The organism is Rhizobium sp. B21/90 (assembly GCF_019355815.1).
In the GTDB taxonomy this organism is placed as follows: domain Bacteria; phylum Pseudomonadota; class Alphaproteobacteria; order Rhizobiales; family Rhizobiaceae; genus Rhizobium; species Rhizobium rhododendri.
The window spans coordinates 3298024-3315739 of sequence record NZ_CP072162.1 but is presented as its reverse complement, the minus strand read 5'-3'; the positions used below and the strand labels follow the sequence as shown (position 1 = coordinate 3315739).

At 61.0% G+C, this 17716-nt stretch carries 12 protein-coding genes and 1 tRNA gene; 11 read left to right on the top strand and 2 right to left on the bottom strand.

The genetic code is table 11. From position 1 onward, the window contains the following. The first annotated feature begins 264 nt into the window (after positions 1–264). The 4 genes from J5278_RS16065 to J5278_RS16050 all read left to right on the top strand — a co-directional run bounded on the left by J5278_RS16065 (position 265) and on the right by J5278_RS16050 (position 4338). Entirely contained in the window at positions 265–1362 is a 1098-nt protein-coding gene (locus J5278_RS16065; protein WP_209182874.1) for a polyamine ABC transporter substrate-binding protein, read from the top strand. Between the two features lie 98 nt (positions 1363–1460). Then, positions 1461–2603 carry an ABC transporter ATP-binding protein gene (locus J5278_RS16060; RefSeq protein ID WP_209182875.1) on the top strand — a complete coding sequence of 381 codons (1143 nt, stop codon included), beginning with the start codon at positions 1461–1463 and terminating at the stop codon, positions 2601–2603. Positions 2604–2607: 4 nt separating this feature from the next. Then, complete coding sequence (locus J5278_RS16055) at positions 2608–3519, top strand: ABC transporter permease subunit (protein ID WP_209182876.1); 912 nt, start codon at positions 2608–2610, stop codon at positions 3517–3519. Positions 3520–3522: 3 nt separating this feature from the next. Next, entirely contained in the window at positions 3523–4338 is an 816-nt protein-coding gene (locus J5278_RS16050; RefSeq protein WP_209182877.1) for an ABC transporter permease, read from the top strand. Here J5278_RS16050 and J5278_RS16045 read toward each other — a convergent pair whose 3' ends face one another. Continuing rightward, on the bottom strand, positions 4339–6228 hold the full coding sequence (locus tag J5278_RS16045) for an AsmA-like C-terminal region-containing protein (RefSeq protein ID WP_209182878.1): 1890 nt from the start codon (positions 6226–6228) through the stop codon (positions 4339–4341). Between the two features lie 163 nt (positions 6229–6391). Between J5278_RS16045 and J5278_RS16040 the strand changes: the two genes are divergently transcribed. After that, positions 6392–8344 carry an acetoacetate--CoA ligase gene (locus tag J5278_RS16040; RefSeq protein WP_209182879.1) on the top strand — a complete coding sequence of 651 codons (1953 nt, stop codon included), beginning with the start codon at positions 6392–6394 and terminating at the stop codon, positions 8342–8344. Between the two features lie 216 nt (positions 8345–8560). On the opposite strand, the gene J5278_RS16035 is transcribed toward J5278_RS16040, so the two are convergent. Continuing rightward, a complete protein-coding gene (locus J5278_RS16035; protein ID WP_209182880.1) occupies positions 8561–12559 on the bottom strand; it encodes an ATP-binding protein in 3999 nt (1332 codons plus the stop codon). 451 nt (positions 12560–13010) lie between these two features. Here J5278_RS16035 and J5278_RS16030 point away from each other — a divergent pair. The 6 genes from J5278_RS16030 (at position 13011) to J5278_RS16005 (ending at position 17700) form a co-directional block, all read left to right on the top strand. Then, positions 13011–13087: transfer RNA gene (locus J5278_RS16030), tRNA-His, on the top strand. Between the two features lie 220 nt (positions 13088–13307). Beyond that, on the top strand, positions 13308–13964 hold the full coding sequence (locus J5278_RS16025; RefSeq protein WP_111217455.1) for a response regulator: 657 nt from the start codon (positions 13308–13310) through the stop codon (positions 13962–13964). Then, positions 13961–15340: a HAMP domain-containing sensor histidine kinase gene (locus tag J5278_RS16020; RefSeq protein ID WP_209182881.1), complete on the top strand. Its 1380-nt coding sequence runs from the start codon at positions 13961–13963 to the stop codon at positions 15338–15340. The genes J5278_RS16025 and J5278_RS16020 overlap by 4 nt, the downstream gene beginning before the upstream one ends. An 86-nt stretch (positions 15341–15426) precedes the next feature. Next, positions 15427–16047: a glycosyltransferase family 29 protein gene (locus J5278_RS16015; protein WP_209182882.1), complete on the top strand. Its 621-nt coding sequence runs from the start codon at positions 15427–15429 to the stop codon at positions 16045–16047. Positions 16048–16155: 108 nt separating this feature from the next. Further along, a complete protein-coding gene (locus J5278_RS16010) occupies positions 16156–16989 on the top strand; it encodes a glycosyltransferase family 25 protein (protein ID WP_209182883.1) in 834 nt (277 codons plus the stop codon). Between the two features lie 9 nt (positions 16990–16998). Then, on the top strand, positions 16999–17700 hold the full coding sequence (locus J5278_RS16005) for a polysaccharide deacetylase family protein (protein ID WP_209182884.1): 702 nt from the start codon (positions 16999–17001) through the stop codon (positions 17698–17700). The last annotated feature ends 16 nt before the right edge of the window (positions 17701–17716 follow it).

The following is a 17716-nucleotide window of genomic DNA, read 5'->3' as shown; positions in this document are numbered from 1 at the left end:
CGTTGACGGTCCTCCTTCACGGCTCGCCCGCGATCCCAATGGTGGCGGCAGGCCGCAGCAACGCGATCTTGCCAGCTCCGCCCAGCAGCCTGCCGGCTTTGCCAATCGTCGCCGAAAAAAGCGGCACGCTGTGCGGGCCCCGCGAAAATGCCCAGTTCGACTGACGGTTTCCCCCTTGTGGCCTTCTGAAATCCTTTCTAGTCTGATCAGAAAAACAGAGGGTTGGGCATTGTCTCGATGCCCGTGAACGGAACAGGAGAGAAAATGAAAGCCATTATCGCACGCCTGGCTGCCACAGCTCTTGCAGTGGTCGGCCTGGTTGCCTCGGCGGAGGCTGCCGACCGTGTCGTCAATGTCTACAACTGGTCTGATTACATCGACGATTCCATTCTCGCCGATTTCACCAAGGAAACCGGTATCAAGGTCGTCTATGACGTCTATGATTCGAACGAGACGCTGGAAGCCAAGCTCCTGGCCGGCGGCACCGGATACGACGTCGTGGTGCCGACAGCGACCTTCCTGCAGCGCCAGATCGCTGCCGGTGTCTACCAGAAGCTCGACAAGTCCAAGATCCCCAACCTCTCCAACATGTGGTCTGAAATCACCGATCGCGCCCAGAAGTACGATCCGGGCAACGACTATGCCGTCGACTATATGTGGGGCACCACCGGGATCGGCTACAACATCGACAAGATGAAGGCCATCCTCGGCACCGACGAACGGCCGAACTGGGATGTGCTCTTGAAGCCGGAAATGGCCGCCAAGTTCAAGGATTGCGGTATCTACATGTTGGATTCGCCGTCCGATGTGCTGCCCTCGGTGCTGGCCTATCTTGGACTCAATCCGGACAGCCGCGATCCGGCCGAGCTGAAAAAGGCGCAGGACGTTCTGACGGCCGTCCGCCCCTATATTCGCAAATTCGATTCGTCCAACTACATCAGCGCTCTGGCCCAAGGCGACATTTGCCTGGTGCTCGGCTATTCCGGCGATATCTTCCAGGCTCGCAGCCGGGCGGAAGAAGCCAAGAACAATGTCAAGATCGGCTACTCGATCCCGTCTCAGGGTGCCCAGATGTGGTTCGACATGATGGCTATCCCCAAGGATGCCCCGCATGTGGCCGAGGCGCATGAGTTCATCAACTACATCATGAAGCCCGAGGTCATCGCCAAGGCATCGAACTTCGTCTTCTACGCCAACGGCAACAAGGCCTCGCAGGCGTTCGTCGACAAGGCGATCCTCAGCGATCCAGTTATCTACCCGCCGGACGACATGATGAAGAAGCTGTTCACCACGACGCCCTACGACAACAAGATACAGAAAACCGTGACCCGGTTGTGGACCACGGTCGTCACCGGTCAGTAGCAGAGCGAATACCGGCCCGGGCCCCTAAAGTCCGGGCTTTTTCATGCTGCAGCGCCCGTGGGGGCGTCGACAATGCATCGCATCATTCGGGGATCATGATGAAGTCTCTCGGCAACATCCGCCGCTCTTTCGCGCCATGGACGGATCCTGCGGCAAAACCGTTTATCTCGGTGCGCAATGTCACCAAGAAATTCGGTGACTTCACAGCCGTCGACAATCTCTCGCTGGATATCTACCATCGCGAATTCTTCGCTCTTCTCGGCGCCTCCGGCTGCGGTAAGTCGACGCTCCTGCGCATGCTCGCCGGCTTCGAGCAGCCGACATCGGGTGAAATCATCCTCGATGGCCAGGATCTTGCCGGCACGCCGCCCTATCGGCGACCGGTCAACATGATGTTCCAGTCCTACGCGCTTTTCCCGCACATGACGGTCGAGAAGAACATCGCTTTCGGCCTGCGCCAGGATGGCATGAGCAAGGCCGAGATCGCAGAGCGCGTCGCGCAGATGTTGAAGATGGTGAAGCTCGAGCAGTTCGCCACCCGCAAGCCCAACCAGCTGTCCGGCGGCCAGCGCCAGCGCGTCGCCCTGGCGCGTTCGCTCGCCAAGCAGCCGAAGGTGCTGCTGCTCGACGAGCCTCTCGGCGCGCTGGACAAGAAGCTGCGCGAGGAGACCCAGTTCGAGTTGATGGACCTGCAGCAGAGCCTCGGGCTCACCTTCGTCGTCGTTACCCATGACCAGGAAGAAGCGATGACGATGGCAGATCGTATCGCCGTCATGAGCCACGGCAAGGTGGCGCAGGTAGCAACGCCTGCGGAAATCTACGAGGCGCCGAATTCCCGTTTCGTCGCCGGCTTCATTGGTGACGTCAATATTCTGGACGGCAATGTCGTGTCCTCGCAGCCGGGCGTTGCCGAGATCGCAGTCGACAACGCCTTCACGCTGCGCACGGCGACATCAGATGCACCCGCCGTCGGCAGCCGCGCCGGCTTTGCCATCCGTCCCGAAAAGCTCCGCGTCACCCGCAACCCGCCGGCCAATGCCGGTGTCAATGCCGCAGAGGGTGAAATCTGGGACATCGCGTATCTCGGCGACATGACCGTGTTCCACGTCAAATTGCAGGGCGGCCAGGTCGTCAAGGCGTCTTCGCTCAACGCGGTGCGCTCCGTCGACGACCCCTTCGGCTACGACCAGCAGGTATGGGTCTCCTTCGATGAAAATGCCGGCGTGCTGTTGAAGGATTGAGATCATGGGAACGTTCGGTTCAGCGCTCTACCGCCGCCTTGTGATCATCATCCCCTATCTTTGGCTGCTGATCTTCTTCCTGGCACCGTTCTTCATCGTCTTCCGCATGTCGCTGTCGACCTCGGCGACCGCGATGCCGCCTTACACACCCGTCTTCTCGACGTCGAACGGCCTCAGTGGCTTCATCGATAACCTCCGGCAGCTTTCCTTCGACAACTACGTATGGCTGACCGGCGATCCCCTCTATTTCAAGTCATATGTCTCGAGCGTCACGATAGCCGCCATCTCGACCCTGCTGACCCTGCTGATCGCCTATCCGCTGGCCTATGGCATGGCACAGGCGCCGCGCACGATCCGGCCGACCCTTTTGATGCTGGTGATCCTGCCATTCTGGACCAGTTTCCTGATCCGCGTCTACGCCTGGATCGCCATCCTGAAGCCGGAGGGCCTGCTGAACCAGGTGCTGCTCTATCTCGGTATCATCCACGAGCCCCTGATCATCCTCAACACCAATACCGCCGTCTATATCGGCATCGTCTACTCGTACCTGCCGTTTATGGTGCTGCCGCTCTACTCCGCGCTCGAAAAGATGGATCACACGCTGATCGAGGCAGCCCAGGATCTCGGCTGCCCGCCGATCACGGCTTTCTGGCGCGTGACCTTTCCGCTGTCGTTGCCGGGCGTCATTGCCGGCTGCATGCTGGTCTTCATTCCGGCTGTCGGCGAGTTCGTCATACCCGATCTGCTCGGCGGTTCGCAGACATTGATGATCGGCAAGACGCTATGGAACGAGTTCAACGCCAACCGGGACTGGCCGGTGTCCTCGGCGGTTGCGACCATCCTTCTCATCATCCTCGTCGTACCGATCGTGTTCTTCCAGAATATCCAGGCGAAAGCCGACGAGCAGGGGAGATAGACGATGGTCAAATGGTCCCGCTTCAACATCGTCTCGGTCACCCTCGGCTTTGCCTTCCTCTACTTGCCGATAGCGCTGCTGGTCATCTTCTCGTTCAACGAGTCCAAGCTGGTAACGATCTGGACCGGCTTCTCGGTGAAATGGTATGTCCAGCTGATGCACAATCAGGCGCTGCTGGACGCAGCTTGGGTCACGGTGCGGGTCGGACTGCTGTCGGCGACGCTGGCAACCGTGCTCGGTACGCTCGCCGCCTTCACGCTTGTCCGCTACACCCGTTTTCGCGGCCGGATGCTGTTTTCCGGCATGGTTTACGCGCCGCTGGTCATGCCGGATGTCATCACCGGCCTTTCGCTGCTGCTGCTGTTTGTCGCCATCGACTTCGATCGCGGCTTCTGGACGATCACGCTCGCACACACGACGCTGACCATGTGTTTTGTCGCCGTCGTCGTGCAGTCGCGGCTGATGAGCTTCGACCAGTCGATCGAGGAGGCGGCGCTCGATCTCGGCGCCACGCCGCTGCGAACATTCCTGGAGATAACCCTGCCGATCATCTCACCGGCTGTGTTTTCAGGCTGGATCCTGGCGTTCACGCTGTCGCTCGACGACCTTGTCATCGCGAGCTTTACCTCGGGCCCCGGGGCCACCACGCTGCCGATGAAGATCTACAGCCAGGTGCGGTTGGGCGTCACGCCGGAGATCAACGCCGTCTGCACCATCCTGATCGCCATCGTGGCAATTGGTGTGATTTGCGCCTCTGTTGTCACGAAAAGACGGGAAATCCAGCGCCAGCGTGACGAGCATGCCGCCAACGCGCTGTGATTAGGGCTGCGTTGCCTTTTGCTGAACCGGCGATACCGGCGAGACGATCGCGTCCGGCCATGTGCCGCCGATAAAGAATGGCAGCACCGGCAGGTCGGCTCCCTCCGCCGCATTGGTGGCATCCAGCACACCGGATAAAGCCAGCGAGTTGGTGCGGAACGGCACGATGCCGGAAAGCGACAAGGTCTCGTTTCGCCCGACGATCCTGGCGTTCTGCACATCGACCGACCCCTTGGCAAAGCTCGCATCGAGATCGATGGTCTGGAAATCGAAGGTCGAATCCGCGACGTCGCTGAGGTGGAAGAATTTCTTCTGGGCGGCAAGGGCACGGAATGTCGAGACATTGAACTGGCGGAAGGCACCGGCCTTCGACCAGTAGCGCAGCTTGCCGGCCACGTCCCCGAGATTGGCGGCCCAGATCGGCTTGTTGGTCATCAACGACAGGTCGAGCGAGCCATTGGCAAGCGGCAGCGGCCCCTGCAGGTTAAGGCGGGTGATGAGGCTGGCAAAATCGGCATCGCGGATCGAAATCTGCAACTTGCCGCCGCCATCGAAGTTGCGCTCGGTGACTTCGAGATGGGCGGTCAGGTCCCCGCCTTCAAAGCCACTGTCGCCGATGTCGAACTTGGCCGTGCCGCCGGCCACCAGCAATCCTGCGCCGATATTGTCGAAATTGAAGGGCCCGAGCGACGCGCTTTTTGCCGACAGGCGCAGATCGAGGTCCAGCCTCTGCAGCGGATTGCCGTTCAGCAGCGTGTCGATAGCCGTGCTGGCGGCAAGTCGCATCGAAAAGGCGGCGAGGAACGGATTAAGGTTCATCTTGTCGAAGGCAAGCGTGCCTGAAATCTTCGGCTTCCCGGTACTGGTATAGCCATAATCCATGACGCCGGAAGCGGCGGCGTCGTTGAGCACGAAGTTCAGGTTGTTAAAGCGAATGCCGTCCGTGACTGTCAAGACATCGGCATTCATCGACAGGTTCTTGAGTGTAGCGCTGCCGGGCAGGCGCTCGCCGCTCCAGGCGAGGAAGGACGGCATGTCGGGAATGGCGAGGTCCAGATTTCCGGACAGCGCTGAAAAATCGGACATGTTGGTAATGCCGGTAAAGGTTCCGCGGATCAGCGGTGAGGAAAACGTCGTCTTGGCGTCGACATTCTTGCCGGCAAACAGCAGCAGCGGCTGTTCCGAGAAGAAATCGACCTTGATGTCCTGGCCGTTGAGGCGGGCAAGCAGCACGGCGCTCATCGGCTTCGACAGTCGTGGCCAGGAAATATCGGCATTGACCCCGTCGAGCCTGAAGAGCCTGCCGGTCTTGTCGTCGGTCAGTTCGACCACGCCATCCTCGACCGTGACGCCGCCGATCTTGGCGTCCTGCGATTTGGTGATCACGGTGCTGCCGGTCGGGGATCTCTCGACCCGGTCGATGGCCTTGCCGAGCAGTCCGGCATTGGTCCAGTCGATCAGCCCGGTATCGTCGCGGCGCACGTAGACGACCGGCCGCAGGAAGTGGAATTCGTGGAAATCGGCCTTTCCGCGCAGGGCGGCCAGCAGCGAGAAGTCGGCGGACAGGCTGTCGACATGACCGAGCACCTTGCCACCGGCAGTGCGCTCGCGGATCGTCACCTGGTTCAGCGTGACGCGCGGCGTCGGCCAGAAGTCGATCGCCGGGGATCCCTCGATCTCGGCGCGATAGCCGGTCCAGCGCGACAGGGCTTCCTCTATCCCGGAGCGCACCAGGCCGCTGGAAATGAGGAAGGGTGCCGTGGCTCTAAACACGACGGAAACGATGATGATGGTGAGAACGACGATGCCGGTCGTGCGCGCGACGGCTGGAAGCCAGCGTTTCATCGACCGCAAGGCGGGCCGCCACCTCTTGTTACCTGACGCCGTCATGTTGATGCAGAAACTTTCAAACCGTTGCGCATGATTTCGCCTGCGTTTGGCGGATATAGGAAATGCCGATCATATGCAAACGTCGCATCCTGACACGCCGCCAACCTCTGATATTAATATTGCTGCGCGGCGTGGTAGAGAGCGTCGAGCGGGAGGGATGGGAATGCAGGACGAGCAGCCGTTATGGTCTTTGTCTGAGGTCGAGCGTCGGAAGACGCCGATGTTCGCGTTCATGCAGCATTGCAATGCAAGGCATGGGCTTTCCCTCGATGATTTCGAAAGCCTGCATGCCTGGTCGATTGTTGATCGCGAAAGCTTCTGGACCGCCGTCTGGGAGTTTTGCGGCATCAAGGGCACCAGAGGTTCGCGGGCTCTAGTCGATGGCGACAACATGCTGGACGCGCGTTTCTTCCCAGACGCGGAACTGAATTTTGCCGAGAACCTTCTCACCAGAAGCGGTCCTGGGGATGCACTGATCTTTCGCGGCGAGGACAAGGTCAGTTCACGCTGGTCCTGGGACCGGCTACGCGCCGAAGTGTCGCGTCTGCAGCAGGCCTATCGTGCAATCGGCATCGGCAAGGGGGATCGCATCGCGGCAATGATGCCGAATATGCCGGAGACCATTGCCTGCATGCTGGCCGCAGCATCCATCGGCGCAATCTGCTCGTCCTGTTCGCCTGACTTCGGCGAGCAGGGCGTCATGGACCGTTTCGGCCAGATCGAACCGAAGCTGTTCATCGCCTGCAGCGGCTACTGGTACAATGGCAAGCTCCAGGATGTCGCCGACAAGATCCGCGCCGTGACGCAGCGCCTCGGTGTCGCCTCTGTCATCATCCCCTATGCCGGGGATGCGGATGCCGTGGCGGCCATGACGCCTGATGCCACGACGCTCGATGCCTTCCTCAAGGCGTTCACGCCGAAGCCTGTCGAATACGAGGCATTGCCCTTCGCCCACCCGCTGTTCATCCTGTTTTCGTCGGGCACCACGGGCGTGCCGAAATGTATCGTTCACTCGGCGGGCGGCACGCTGCTGCAATTGGTCAAGGAGCATCGCCTGCACTGCGGTGTCATGCCTGACGACAGGGTATTCTATTTCACCACCTGCGGCTGGATGATGTGGAACTGGCTAGCGGTCGGCCTTGCCGCCGGCGCGACGCTCTGCCTCTACGACGGCTCACCCTTTGCGCCCGATGGCAACGTCCTCTTCGATTATGCCGCAGACGAGAAGTTTGCCATTTTCGGCACCTCGGCGAAATATATCGATGCCGTACGCAAAAGCGGATTGCGGCCGAACGCCTCGCACGACCTATCCCACCTGCGGCTCATCGCCTCCACCGGCTCGCCGCTGTCGCCGGAGGGTTTTTCCTTCGTCTACGAGGGCATCAAGGCCGATGTCCAGCTGGCATCGATCTCCGGCGGAACGGATATCGTCTCCTGCTTCGTGCTCGGCAATCCGCTGCAGCCCGTATGGCGCGGCGAAATACAGGGCCCGGGGCTGGGACTGGCCGTCGACGTCTGGAACGAGGATGGCCAGCCGGTGCGGCTGGAAAAGGGCGAACTTGTCTGCACCAAAGCCTTTCCGTCGATGCCCATCATGTTCTGGAACGATCCCGACCGCCTCAAATACCGGGCCGCCTATTTCGAGCGCTTCGACAACGTCTGGTGTCATGGCGATTTCGCCGAATGGACGCGGCATGGCGGCCTCGTCATTCACGGCCGATCCGACGCCACCCTCAATCCCGGCGGCGTCCGCATCGGCACTGCGGAGATCTACAATCAGGTCGAGCAAATGCCCGAGGTGGCGGAAGCGATCTGCATTGGCCAGGATTGGGAGGATGACGTGCGGGTCGTGCTGTTCGTCAAACTGGCCACCGGCGTCACGTTGACCGACGATCTCGCCACCGCGATCAAGGCTCGCATCCGAACAGGTGCCACGCCGCGCCATGTGCCGGCGAAAATTGTTGCCGTCGCCGATATCCCCCGTACTAAATCCGGAAAGATCGTCGAACTCGCGGTGCGCGAAGTGGTGCATGGCCGGACAGTGCGCAACAAGGAAGCGCTCGCCAATCCGGAGTGCCTGGCACAATTCGCTGATCTCGAGGCATTGAAAAATTAACCGAACGCAAATGCGCAATAGTCACGGGTGAGAGATTGCCGGTCTTTTTAAGATTGTGTTAGGAGATAGCGATCAAGCTACCCTCAGTTGCGCGGCGTCTAATATTCACTCCGCGCACGGCCCGACCATGGAGAACTCCCAGATCTGCGGGTCTCTATCTCCAATCAACAGCATGACTTAGGGCGGCCCTCGGCCGCCCTTTTTTAATGCATCGGCCTAATCGGCAAGAACGCGTGGCGAGGGGAAGGTGACTTCCACCAGAGTGCCTTCGTTAGGAGCGGAGTGGATGGAAAACAGCGCCCTGTTGGCATCCACCATCGCCTTGGTCAGCGGCAAGCCGAGACCGGTGCCGTCGCCGCGCTGGCGCGAGTTTGTTGCCACCTGGCGAAACGGCTTCATTGCCTGTTCCAGTTCCGTGCGCGTCATGCCCACGCCCGTGTCGCGGATGCGCAGCACAACGCTGCCATTGCCCTCGTAGGACGTCGAAACCACGATCTGGCCGCCGGAAGGCGTGAAGCGGATGGCGTTGGAAAGGATATTCAGGGCAATCTGCTTGATCGACCTCAGATCGGCAACGACATTCGGCACTGACTGCGACAGGCCGGTGCGGATAATCACACGCTGTCCGTTAGCCTGCGGCTGGACGATCGATACGGCTTCGGCGATGGCCTCGTTGAGGCCGACGGCGCCGAACTCGAGCTCCATCTCGCCGGCTTCGATCTTCGAGATGTCGAGAAGATCGTTGACGATATCGAGCACATGGCGGCCGGAGCGACCGATGTCGCCGGCATATTCGACATAGCGTGCGTGTCCCATCGGCCCGAGCCGCTCGCTGGCCATCATGTCGGAAAAGCCGATGATGGCATTGAGGGGTGTGCGGATCTCGTGGCTGACGCGGGCAAGAAAATCGCTTTTGTGGGCGTTGGCTGTTTCGGCCGCACGCTTGGCATTGCGCAGGTCTTCCTCCGTGCGCTTCCACTGGGTGATATCGCGGATCACGGCACAGTAGCCGTTCGACGACGTCAGCACGCCCATCGTCATGAACAGCGGCACGAACCCGCCGGACGCCTCGCGCCCGATGACCTCGCGTCCGTCGTTCAAAACGCTGGCCACGCCGTTGCCGGTGAGCCCGCTCAGATAATCGAGCACGGCTTTCTGGCTCTCGTGGGCAAAGAGCATGACGAAGGGTTTGCCGCGCGTCTCCTGCTCATCATAGTTGAAAAGCGCGCTGGCCGAGCGGTTCATCGACCTTATATCGCCCTCCGGCCCGATGATGGCGACGCCATCTGTCGCGGTCTCGAGGATCGATTTCAGTTCCTCGACCTCGACCTGCAGCTTGGCAACCTTTTCAAGCATGCGTTCCGGACGAGGCTCCTCGCGGCTGTCGATCCGCGTCGTCAATATCGCCTCGCCATCCTTCTCGACAGGCATCAGCGCCAGCATCAGTGCGCTGGCATCCTCCCAGCGGATGGATTGAAGACGGGCGGTGACCGGCACCAGCGCGTCGTCGGCTCTGACCACCATCATGACGCCGGAGCGCTCTGTCTTATCCTGCAAATCCTCCCGCTGCAGCAGCGCATCGATGCCACCAACCCCCTCCAGCTCCGCCAGCGAGGCATAGCCCGTCAGCCGCATGAACTCGGGATTGGCGTGGATCAGCGTGTCGCCGGCATGGACGAGGACCGCGACCGGCAGCTGATCGACCACAGCAGCCGACAGCCCGTCGGTCATTTTCACGCGCGGCGGAATGGCAGTGTTGAGAACGTCGAGTGCGTTGAATTCGTCGCCGCTTTCGCGTCCCTCGGCAGCATCGGCAGCTTCGGGCGTCTCGGAGCCTTCGATATCGTCGTTAGCCGCCAGCAACGCCGTCGGGTAAAACGCCTCGAGCTCTACCTCGGGTGCACCCCGTTGCTCGCTCTCGTCGTCTGTCGGGCTGACAGGGGCGGCATCCGTCGGCCCCTCTGGCTCTTCGCCACGCTTGCCGAACGGCTCGAGTTGCTTGGCGATCTCGCGGAAGGCAGCCTGTTCGGCAAGCGACAGGCCGTCAGTGAGGTTATGCCGCCGTTCATGCAGCTGGATGATCTTGTCGGAAAGCCTGCGGGCGGGCGTCTCTGCTATCTTCAGGGCAGGCGGTTCGACGTGGAATGGCAGCTCCGGCTCATTGGGTTCGAATATCCGCTCGGACGGTCCATCCAGCCGCGCGACGCTATCAGGCACATGCTCCGGCTCGACGGCGGCCGTTTCGTTCTCGTCAGTGCTCTCGTCGAAAACCACCGGATCTGCGACCGGAGCTTCCTCATCCGGATGCTCCGGGTGCAATGAATCAGCCGCTTCGTTGCCTGACGCGGTATCATCGATGGCCGGCAACCCGAGGGTCAGCCCCGTCCGCAGCGGATCCTCCGCCGCATCCGACAGGCGGACGACGCCAAAACCACGAAAGCCGTCGAACTCACGACTGCGCGTATAGGTCGGCAGGGCCGCGAGATCGACGGGAACGGTCAGGGTCGTTCCCTCGACCGGCCAATGGATGGTGCGCCCCGACCATGTGTCGCGACGGGCAAGCAACTCGGCGATCTTGCCATCGGGATCGAGGTGGAACAGTGCCGCGATATCGGCAAAGGCGACGCCCGCGAGCGCCTTGGCATGCGGGCCGACGGCCTCTGCGAATTCCCGCGAAATCTCGCTGAAATGGCCCTCTGCGTCGATCTTCCAGACGAAGCGCGTCGCCCGTCCCTGCCGATTGAAAACGAAATGCTGCGGCTGATCGGTCTGGGGTGCTGCAGCCGCAACGGCGTCCGCTCCGGTTGCGGGCTCGGCGATGTCGACCGATGCAGCTGGTGCTGCTTCCTGTTCGGACGCAGCCGGCTCCGATGGCTCGATCTCGGCATTGGCAGTGAGGGGTTGCCCTTCACTCGGCTCCCGATCAGGCACTTCCCGCTCAACGCTTGCGTCATCCGTCGAAGCACCCTCGGTGTCGTCCGCTGACAGCTCTATGTCAGGCGTCAGTTCCGAGCCCCGCTCGGGCGATGCCTCGACCGGATCCTCGACATGCGTTTCCGCATCCTCATTCGTCAGGGCCGCAGTCTGCTCGTCCTCGGCAATCTGGTGATGGGCGTCGTCGCCATCGTCCTGCACGGCAGGTGTCGCCGGTTGCTCGGGCTCCTCGACGGCGCTCGGATCGCTTTGTTCGATGTCGGCAATTTCTTCCGGTTCGTCTTCGACATCTTCGATCTCGGCAAGAGCATCGATCGCCGCCGAGAACTCCCGTTTCCCGGGATCTATCTGATTGACTAGTTCGTCGGCGCTCGAAGATGGAATGGCGGCGTCGGTTCCAGCTTCTTCCGAGGCGCTCTCGACGTCGCCGCGATTTTCATGAACATCGGCAGGCGCTTCTGCGGCGGTAGTCGCCGTAACAGCAGCTGGCTCGATATGGGCGGAGCCATCATCGGCGACGGCTGCCGTCGTTTCGGCCTCTGCCACCGGCGTTGCCAAGGTTTCGGCCGCCGCTGGCACCACTGCCGAAACGGTTTCAACGGGATCGAGATGGCCGATGACCATTTCGACGACAAACAGTAGGTTGAGCGCAGGGGTATCGGACAGGCGGCCAATGGCAGCGGGCAGATAGCCCTGGCCGGTCCGGATCGGCCTTTTGATAAGCCGCTCCGGCTGGCCACCGGCCATTGTCACCAGCATGCCCGCAGTTTCCGTCGTGATCCCGAGGGCTGCGAAACCGGGCGAGGCGGCGATGATCTCCCCGTCGCGGCCGATGACGGCGATATGGGTGTCGGGATCGTCGAACCCGTCGAGCATCCGCTGCGCACGCTCGGTGGTCTCCAGCGGTTTTGCGGAAACCGGGCAGGAAAACAGAATTGCGTCTTCGCCGGCAGGGGTGCGGATCTTTTCGACCGCCGCATTGGTAACAACACGCTGGAACCCTGCCGCTATCCGGATCAGGAAGCTGCGAGTATCGCCGACGGCGACCAGCTGGTGCGCAGTGGCTGCAATCTGGCGGAAGGATACGTCACCGGCCTTTGCGCCCTGGTCGAGAAAATCATAGATGGCAGCATAGCCGAAAAGGTCGGCGCCGGCGCCGTTTGCCCACAGCACCCGGTCGAGTTCGACCGAGAACAGCGCCATCGCTTCGCCGCGCGCAAACCGGTCGCGGATGCTCGGATGAACGGCAATGTCGATGAACGGATACTGTACTGCCGGCATTGTCCAACCTGATGTTCGAGCCGAGGCCTTCTCGCATTAACGCTTTGTTAATATAGGTGACGCTCCGTCCGGTCCAGCAAGTGCCGATGCTTTCGCCAGAAAGGGTTAATGGACGGCCCCGATATGCCGCCGCAAGCTCTCCGCAATGCCGAAGACACGGCATACCCGCTTCCAGACATCATTCTCGGCGTTGCTACCTTATCCACAGCCTGCCGATTTTCAATCGCCCCCGATGCGTCATCCACGGCCTTGAGGCCCCATTGGCGCCCAATCCGGCAACGAATATCCGTGCGGAACGAAAAGAGGTTCTTTCAAGCACGACCGCAGCCGACATCGCGCCGCCGGGCCTGAGCCGGGGCCTATCGGCATTTTTCTCAATTCGCCGAGATAGGGCTTGAAAAAAAACTGAACTCCCAGTATTTCACCCGAGTTGCGTCCAGACGCGGCATGTGCGGTTGTAGCTCAGTTGGTTAGAGCGCAGGTTTGTGGATCCTGAGGTCGGTGGTTCGATTCCACCCAACCGTACCATTATTTTCTCTTTCTTTATGACGCTTCGTTTTAGTCAATGGACGGACGCCCGTATTGGGTTGATGCCCTGATCTGCGGCACAAACCATTTCCACCAAAAAAACCTCATAAACCACGCTTTGCCTGCTGGCGTTGACGCTATTCGGTCTTAAACTGGGCGCAGATGCGGATTGGTGACGTCGTCGTCTCCAGTCCAGTTTTCAAGCCCGGTGAAAGTTTTCATGCGTATCCTGCTTATCGAGGACGACCATATCCTTGGCTCATCGTTGAAGAAGGCCATGGAGAAACATGCCTATGGCATCGACTGGCTGCGGGACGGCGAGGCGGGGCTTGCGGCGGCCGAGGCGTCGGAGTTCGCAGCCATCGTGCTGGACCTCAACCTGCCGAAGCTGAATGGCATCGGCGTCCTCAAGGCGCTGCGCAAGCAGGGGAACGATGTGCCCGTCCTGCTGCTGACCGCGCTCGACAGCGTTCTCCAGAAGGTCGACGGCCTCGACCAGGGCGCCGACGACTATATGGTCAAGCCTTTCGATCTCGACGAGTTGCTGGCCCGTTTGCGCGCCCTGATCCGCCGCCGCGAGGGGCGCGTCGAGACGACCATCCGGTGTGGCGAGGTCGAGGTCGATCCCGCCGCGATGGTGGCGCGCCGCAACGGACAGTCGGTGCCGCTGACGGCCAAGGAATTCCATCTGCTCAAGCTGCTGATGGAACGCAGCGGCCGCTACGTCACGAAGAACGATATCGAGTATGCGCTCTACGACGCCCAGAACGCTGTAGAAAGCAACACTACCGAGGTGACGATCTACAATCTGCGCAAGAAGCTGGGATCGGAATTCATCAAGTCGATCCGCGGTGTCGGATACATGATCGAGCGATGACCCGGGCAACGCTCACCAGCAAACTCTATCTGCGCATCATTCCGGTCATCGTCATTGCCATCAGCGTGATCGGATTGCTGGCGTTCAAGAGCGCCCGGCACGAAATCGACAATATTTATGATGCCCAGCTGATCAACGAGGCCAATGTTCTGTGGGGATTGCTGCAACGGCCGCTGTTGCGCCAGACGGACGATCCGCCCCGCAGGATCGACGATATCGACTTCAAGATGGACAACCAGCTGTCCTTCAATCAGGACGCCGACGACTACGCCGACGCGCATATGGTTCGCGCCTGGAAAGACGGGAAAATCCAGGTTTTCAGCAGCACCGCCTTCCAGGCTGACATGCCCGAGCAGAAGGCCGGATTTCATACGATAAATTACAAGGGCGAGCGCTGGCGGGTGTATGCCTTGCCCATTCCCAATACGACGATTGCCATGGAGGTCGGCGAGAAGATCGCGCTGCGCGACCGGCTGATATCGAATATCCTGCGCAACCTGGTGTTTCCGCTCTTTATTCTGCTGCCGATCATCGCCTTCCTGATCTGGCTCGGCATCAACAGGGGGCTTGCCCCGATGAGCGACTTCGTTCGGCAGATCCGCCTGCGCTCGCCCGACGACCTCTCGGCTATACCCGTCGAGGGCTTGCCGCTGGACCTGATGCCGCTCGGCACCTCGATCAATCAACTACTCGACAAGCTCGGTCACTCGCTCACCCTCGAGCGACGGTTTTCGGATCTCGTGGCGCATGAGTTGCGCACGCCGCAGGCAGGCGTCAAGCTGCTGCTGCAGATGCTGCGTGACACGGAGGCGGGTCGCGAGAGGGATGCCATCGTCGCGGATCTCGTCGAAAGCAACAATCGGGCGATGCACCTGATCGAACAGCTTCTGCGACTGGCGCGGGTCAGCCATCATCCGCTCAAGCTCGGTGCGGTTCCGCTCTACCACCTTGTGGCGTCCATCGCTGCCGGTTTCGGCAGCCGCATCACCGCCAAGCGGCTCGACCTTTCCCTGCAGGGCAGCGAAGACGCCGAGGTGCTGACGGACGAATCCCTGCTGCAGTTGATGATCAGCAACCTGCTCGACAATGCGCTGAAATATACGCCGGAGGATGGCAGGGTCGAGGTGACGATCATGCCGGAGGGCGAGGCATGGTTCCTGTCCATCGACGACACCGGTCCGGGCATCCCGGCAGACCAGAGGTCGGCGGTTTTCCAGCGGTTCTACAGGGTAGACTCGCCGCAGGAACAGGGATCGGGACTGGGTCTGGCGATCGTGGCAGACGTGGCGACCCGCCTGGCTGTCACCATCGAGCTGTCGACGCCAAGCTGGGGATACGGCCTCAGCGTCCGGGTGCGCTTGCCCGCACCTGCATGAGGCGGCCTCGGAGCAGCTGCAGCCATCAGTTTCATATCATCGACGCTTGCTAGTCACGCGCGCTCTTGCAAACAGGAAACCAGACGTTGTCGCGCAAAACGGCCATCATCGTTGGCAACGGAGAATTGCCGACCGACCTATCGCCTGTTGTCGATGCGGCCGATTTCGTCTTGCGCTTCAACGAGCCGAAACTCTCCATCGACATGAGCGGAACGAGGACCGACCTCTTGATGCTGGCGACGTCCAGCAAGCCGATGCAGCGGCGCCTCCGCGATCCGGCCTTCTATACCAGTCCGACATTCCAGGCGGCCAAGACCGTCATGCTGGTCTATCATCCGGCGATCCTGCGCACCTATCATCCGAAGCCAAATATATTGTCGTGGCTGAAGGGCCGCAGGTCTGACTGGACGCAGCAGACGATCGAGCGCGTCGGGTCGGCGGGAAAAGAGATCCGCATCATGCCGCCGCAGTTCTACAAGGCCGGGTGCACAGAGCTTGGCCTGTCCGAGGCCGACATGCATCGGATATTCCCGAGCACCGGCTTTTTCGGACTTTACCATTGTCTGCAGCAGTTTCCCGCCGACCGGTGGGACATAAACCTCTGCGGTTTCAGCTGGGAGGGATGGAAGCGCCACAGCTGGGACGGTGAGCGGCAGTGGGTGGCAAACCACGTTGCCGAGGGCCGGCTCACATTGATCGAGCCTTGATCGACGACGAGGCTGCCGCCGGCCTTCAGTTTGGCTTCACTTTCACCTAAGGCATCGATCAGATCCGTCTTCTAGACCGTCCATGGCCACGAAAACGAGGACGTATCGATGCACAACGCCTATCACCTGGAACGGCCGCAGACCCTGGGCCTGCAGAAGCGTGCGACGAGCGTCGAGTCTGGCCTGTCCTTGAAGGTGGAGCCGTCTGCAAGGCCGCAGACGATCAAGGCATTCATCGTCCACCTCGGTCGGGCAAAGCAGCGTGCGGGCCAGGTCGAGCGGCTTGTGGAAACCTTGCCGGTGCCGGCCGAAATCATCGATGCCGTCGATGGCCTCGCTCTCAGCCAGGCCGACAGGGAGCGGGTCTACCACCGCAATCTGCACAAGCCTGCCTATCCCTTCCAGTTGAGCAACTCCGAGATCGCCTGCTTCCTGTCCCATCGGAAAGCCTGGGCGGCCATCGTCGAGCAGGGGCTGGATGCGGGCTTTGTCATCGAGGACGATGTCGAGCTGACGGCCGATTTCCCAGCAGCTTTTGCGGCTGCCAGCGCATGCCTGACGCCGGGCGCATTCGTGCGCTTTCCCTTCCGGGACAACCGTGAGAGCGGCGAGGAAGTGTTTGCGCAGGATGCCGCCCGCGTCATCCGCCCGCAGGTCATCGGCCTCGGGATGGTTGCCCAGCTCGTCAGCCGTGGCGCCGCGATCCGCCTTCTGCAGGCAACCGAAATATTCGATCGGCCGGTCGACACGATGGTGCAGATGGAGTGGCTTTTGCATCTGTCACCGCTTACGGTGCTGCCGGGTGGCGTTCGCGAGATATCGTTCACCCTCGGAGGCACAAGCATGAAGCGCCACAGCACCTTCGCCGAGAAACTGACCCGCGAGGTCATGCGCCCGCTGTACCGGGCCAAGGTGGCATTTCGTTCGCGATACTTCGTCTGAGGATCAGGATTGCCCGTTCCCATCCTCACCTACCACCAGATCGCCGTTCCCCCGTCGCGTCGGATACCGTTTCGGAGCATGGCCGTGCATCCGGATGATTTCCGGCGGCAGATGCATTTACTGAAACGGTTTGGTTTCCAAGGCCTGTCGCTGCGCGAGGCGCTGCCCTACGTCAACGGCAAGAAGAAGGGCAAGGTCGTCGCCATCACCTTCGACGACAGCTATGCCAACGTTCATGAAAATGCCTTGCCGGTGCTGCGCGACTGCGGATTTACAGCGACGAATTTCGTCGTCGCCAATCAGATCGGTGGCCGCAACGAATGGGATATTCCGCTGGGCGTCCCGCCGTCGGCTTGCATGAACCTTGCACAATTGCGCGAATGGACGGCCCTCGGCAACGAGATCGGCTCCCACACGATGGATCACGCCCGCCTGCCGGACCTGTCGGCCGAGGATGCATGGAACCAAATTTTCCTGTCGCGGGTTGCGCTGGAGGATACGATCGACGACGAAGTCTCCTCCTTCTGCTTTCCCTACGGCGACGAGCGCTCCCTGCACCGTCAACTGGCGATAGAAGCCGGCTACAGCGTTGCGACGACGACGTGGCGACGGCGGGCGGGCAAGTGCGATGACCCGTTCGGGCTGCCGCGGCTGACGATCCGCCGCAACGATTCATGGCTACATTTCCTGAAGAAATGTCTTGTTGGGTAGTCGGGGGAGCGTGCGT

Bases quoted from the DNA above. Each gene is read 5' to 3' on its own strand.
- J5278_RS16065 (WP_209182874.1), top strand. From the start codon at position 265: ATGAAAGCCATTATCGCACGCCTGGCTGCCACAGCTCTTGCAGTGGTC.
- J5278_RS16025 (WP_111217455.1), top strand. From the start codon at position 13,308: ATGCGTATCCTGCTTATCGAGGACGACCATATCCTTGGCTCATCGTTG.
- J5278_RS16060 (WP_209182875.1), top strand. From the start codon at position 1,461: ATGAAGTCTCTCGGCAACATCCGCCGCTCTTTCGCGCCATGGACGGAT.
- J5278_RS16055 (WP_209182876.1), top strand. From the start codon at position 2,608: ATGGGAACGTTCGGTTCAGCGCTCTACCGCCGCCTTGTGATCATCATC.
- J5278_RS16035 (WP_209182880.1), bottom strand. From the start codon at position 12,559: ATGCCGGCAGTACAGTATCCGTTCATCGACATTGCCGTTCATCCGAGC.
- J5278_RS16020 (WP_209182881.1), top strand. From the start codon at position 13,961: ATGACCCGGGCAACGCTCACCAGCAAACTCTATCTGCGCATCATTCCG.
- J5278_RS16040 (WP_209182879.1), top strand. From the start codon at position 6,392: ATGCAGGACGAGCAGCCGTTATGGTCTTTGTCTGAGGTCGAGCGTCGG.
- J5278_RS16010 (WP_209182883.1), top strand. From the start codon at position 16,156: ATGCACAACGCCTATCACCTGGAACGGCCGCAGACCCTGGGCCTGCAG.
- J5278_RS16045 (WP_209182878.1), bottom strand. From the start codon at position 6,228: ATGACGGCGTCAGGTAACAAGAGGTGGCGGCCCGCCTTGCGGTCGATG.
- J5278_RS16050 (WP_209182877.1), top strand. From the start codon at position 3,523: ATGGTCAAATGGTCCCGCTTCAACATCGTCTCGGTCACCCTCGGCTTT.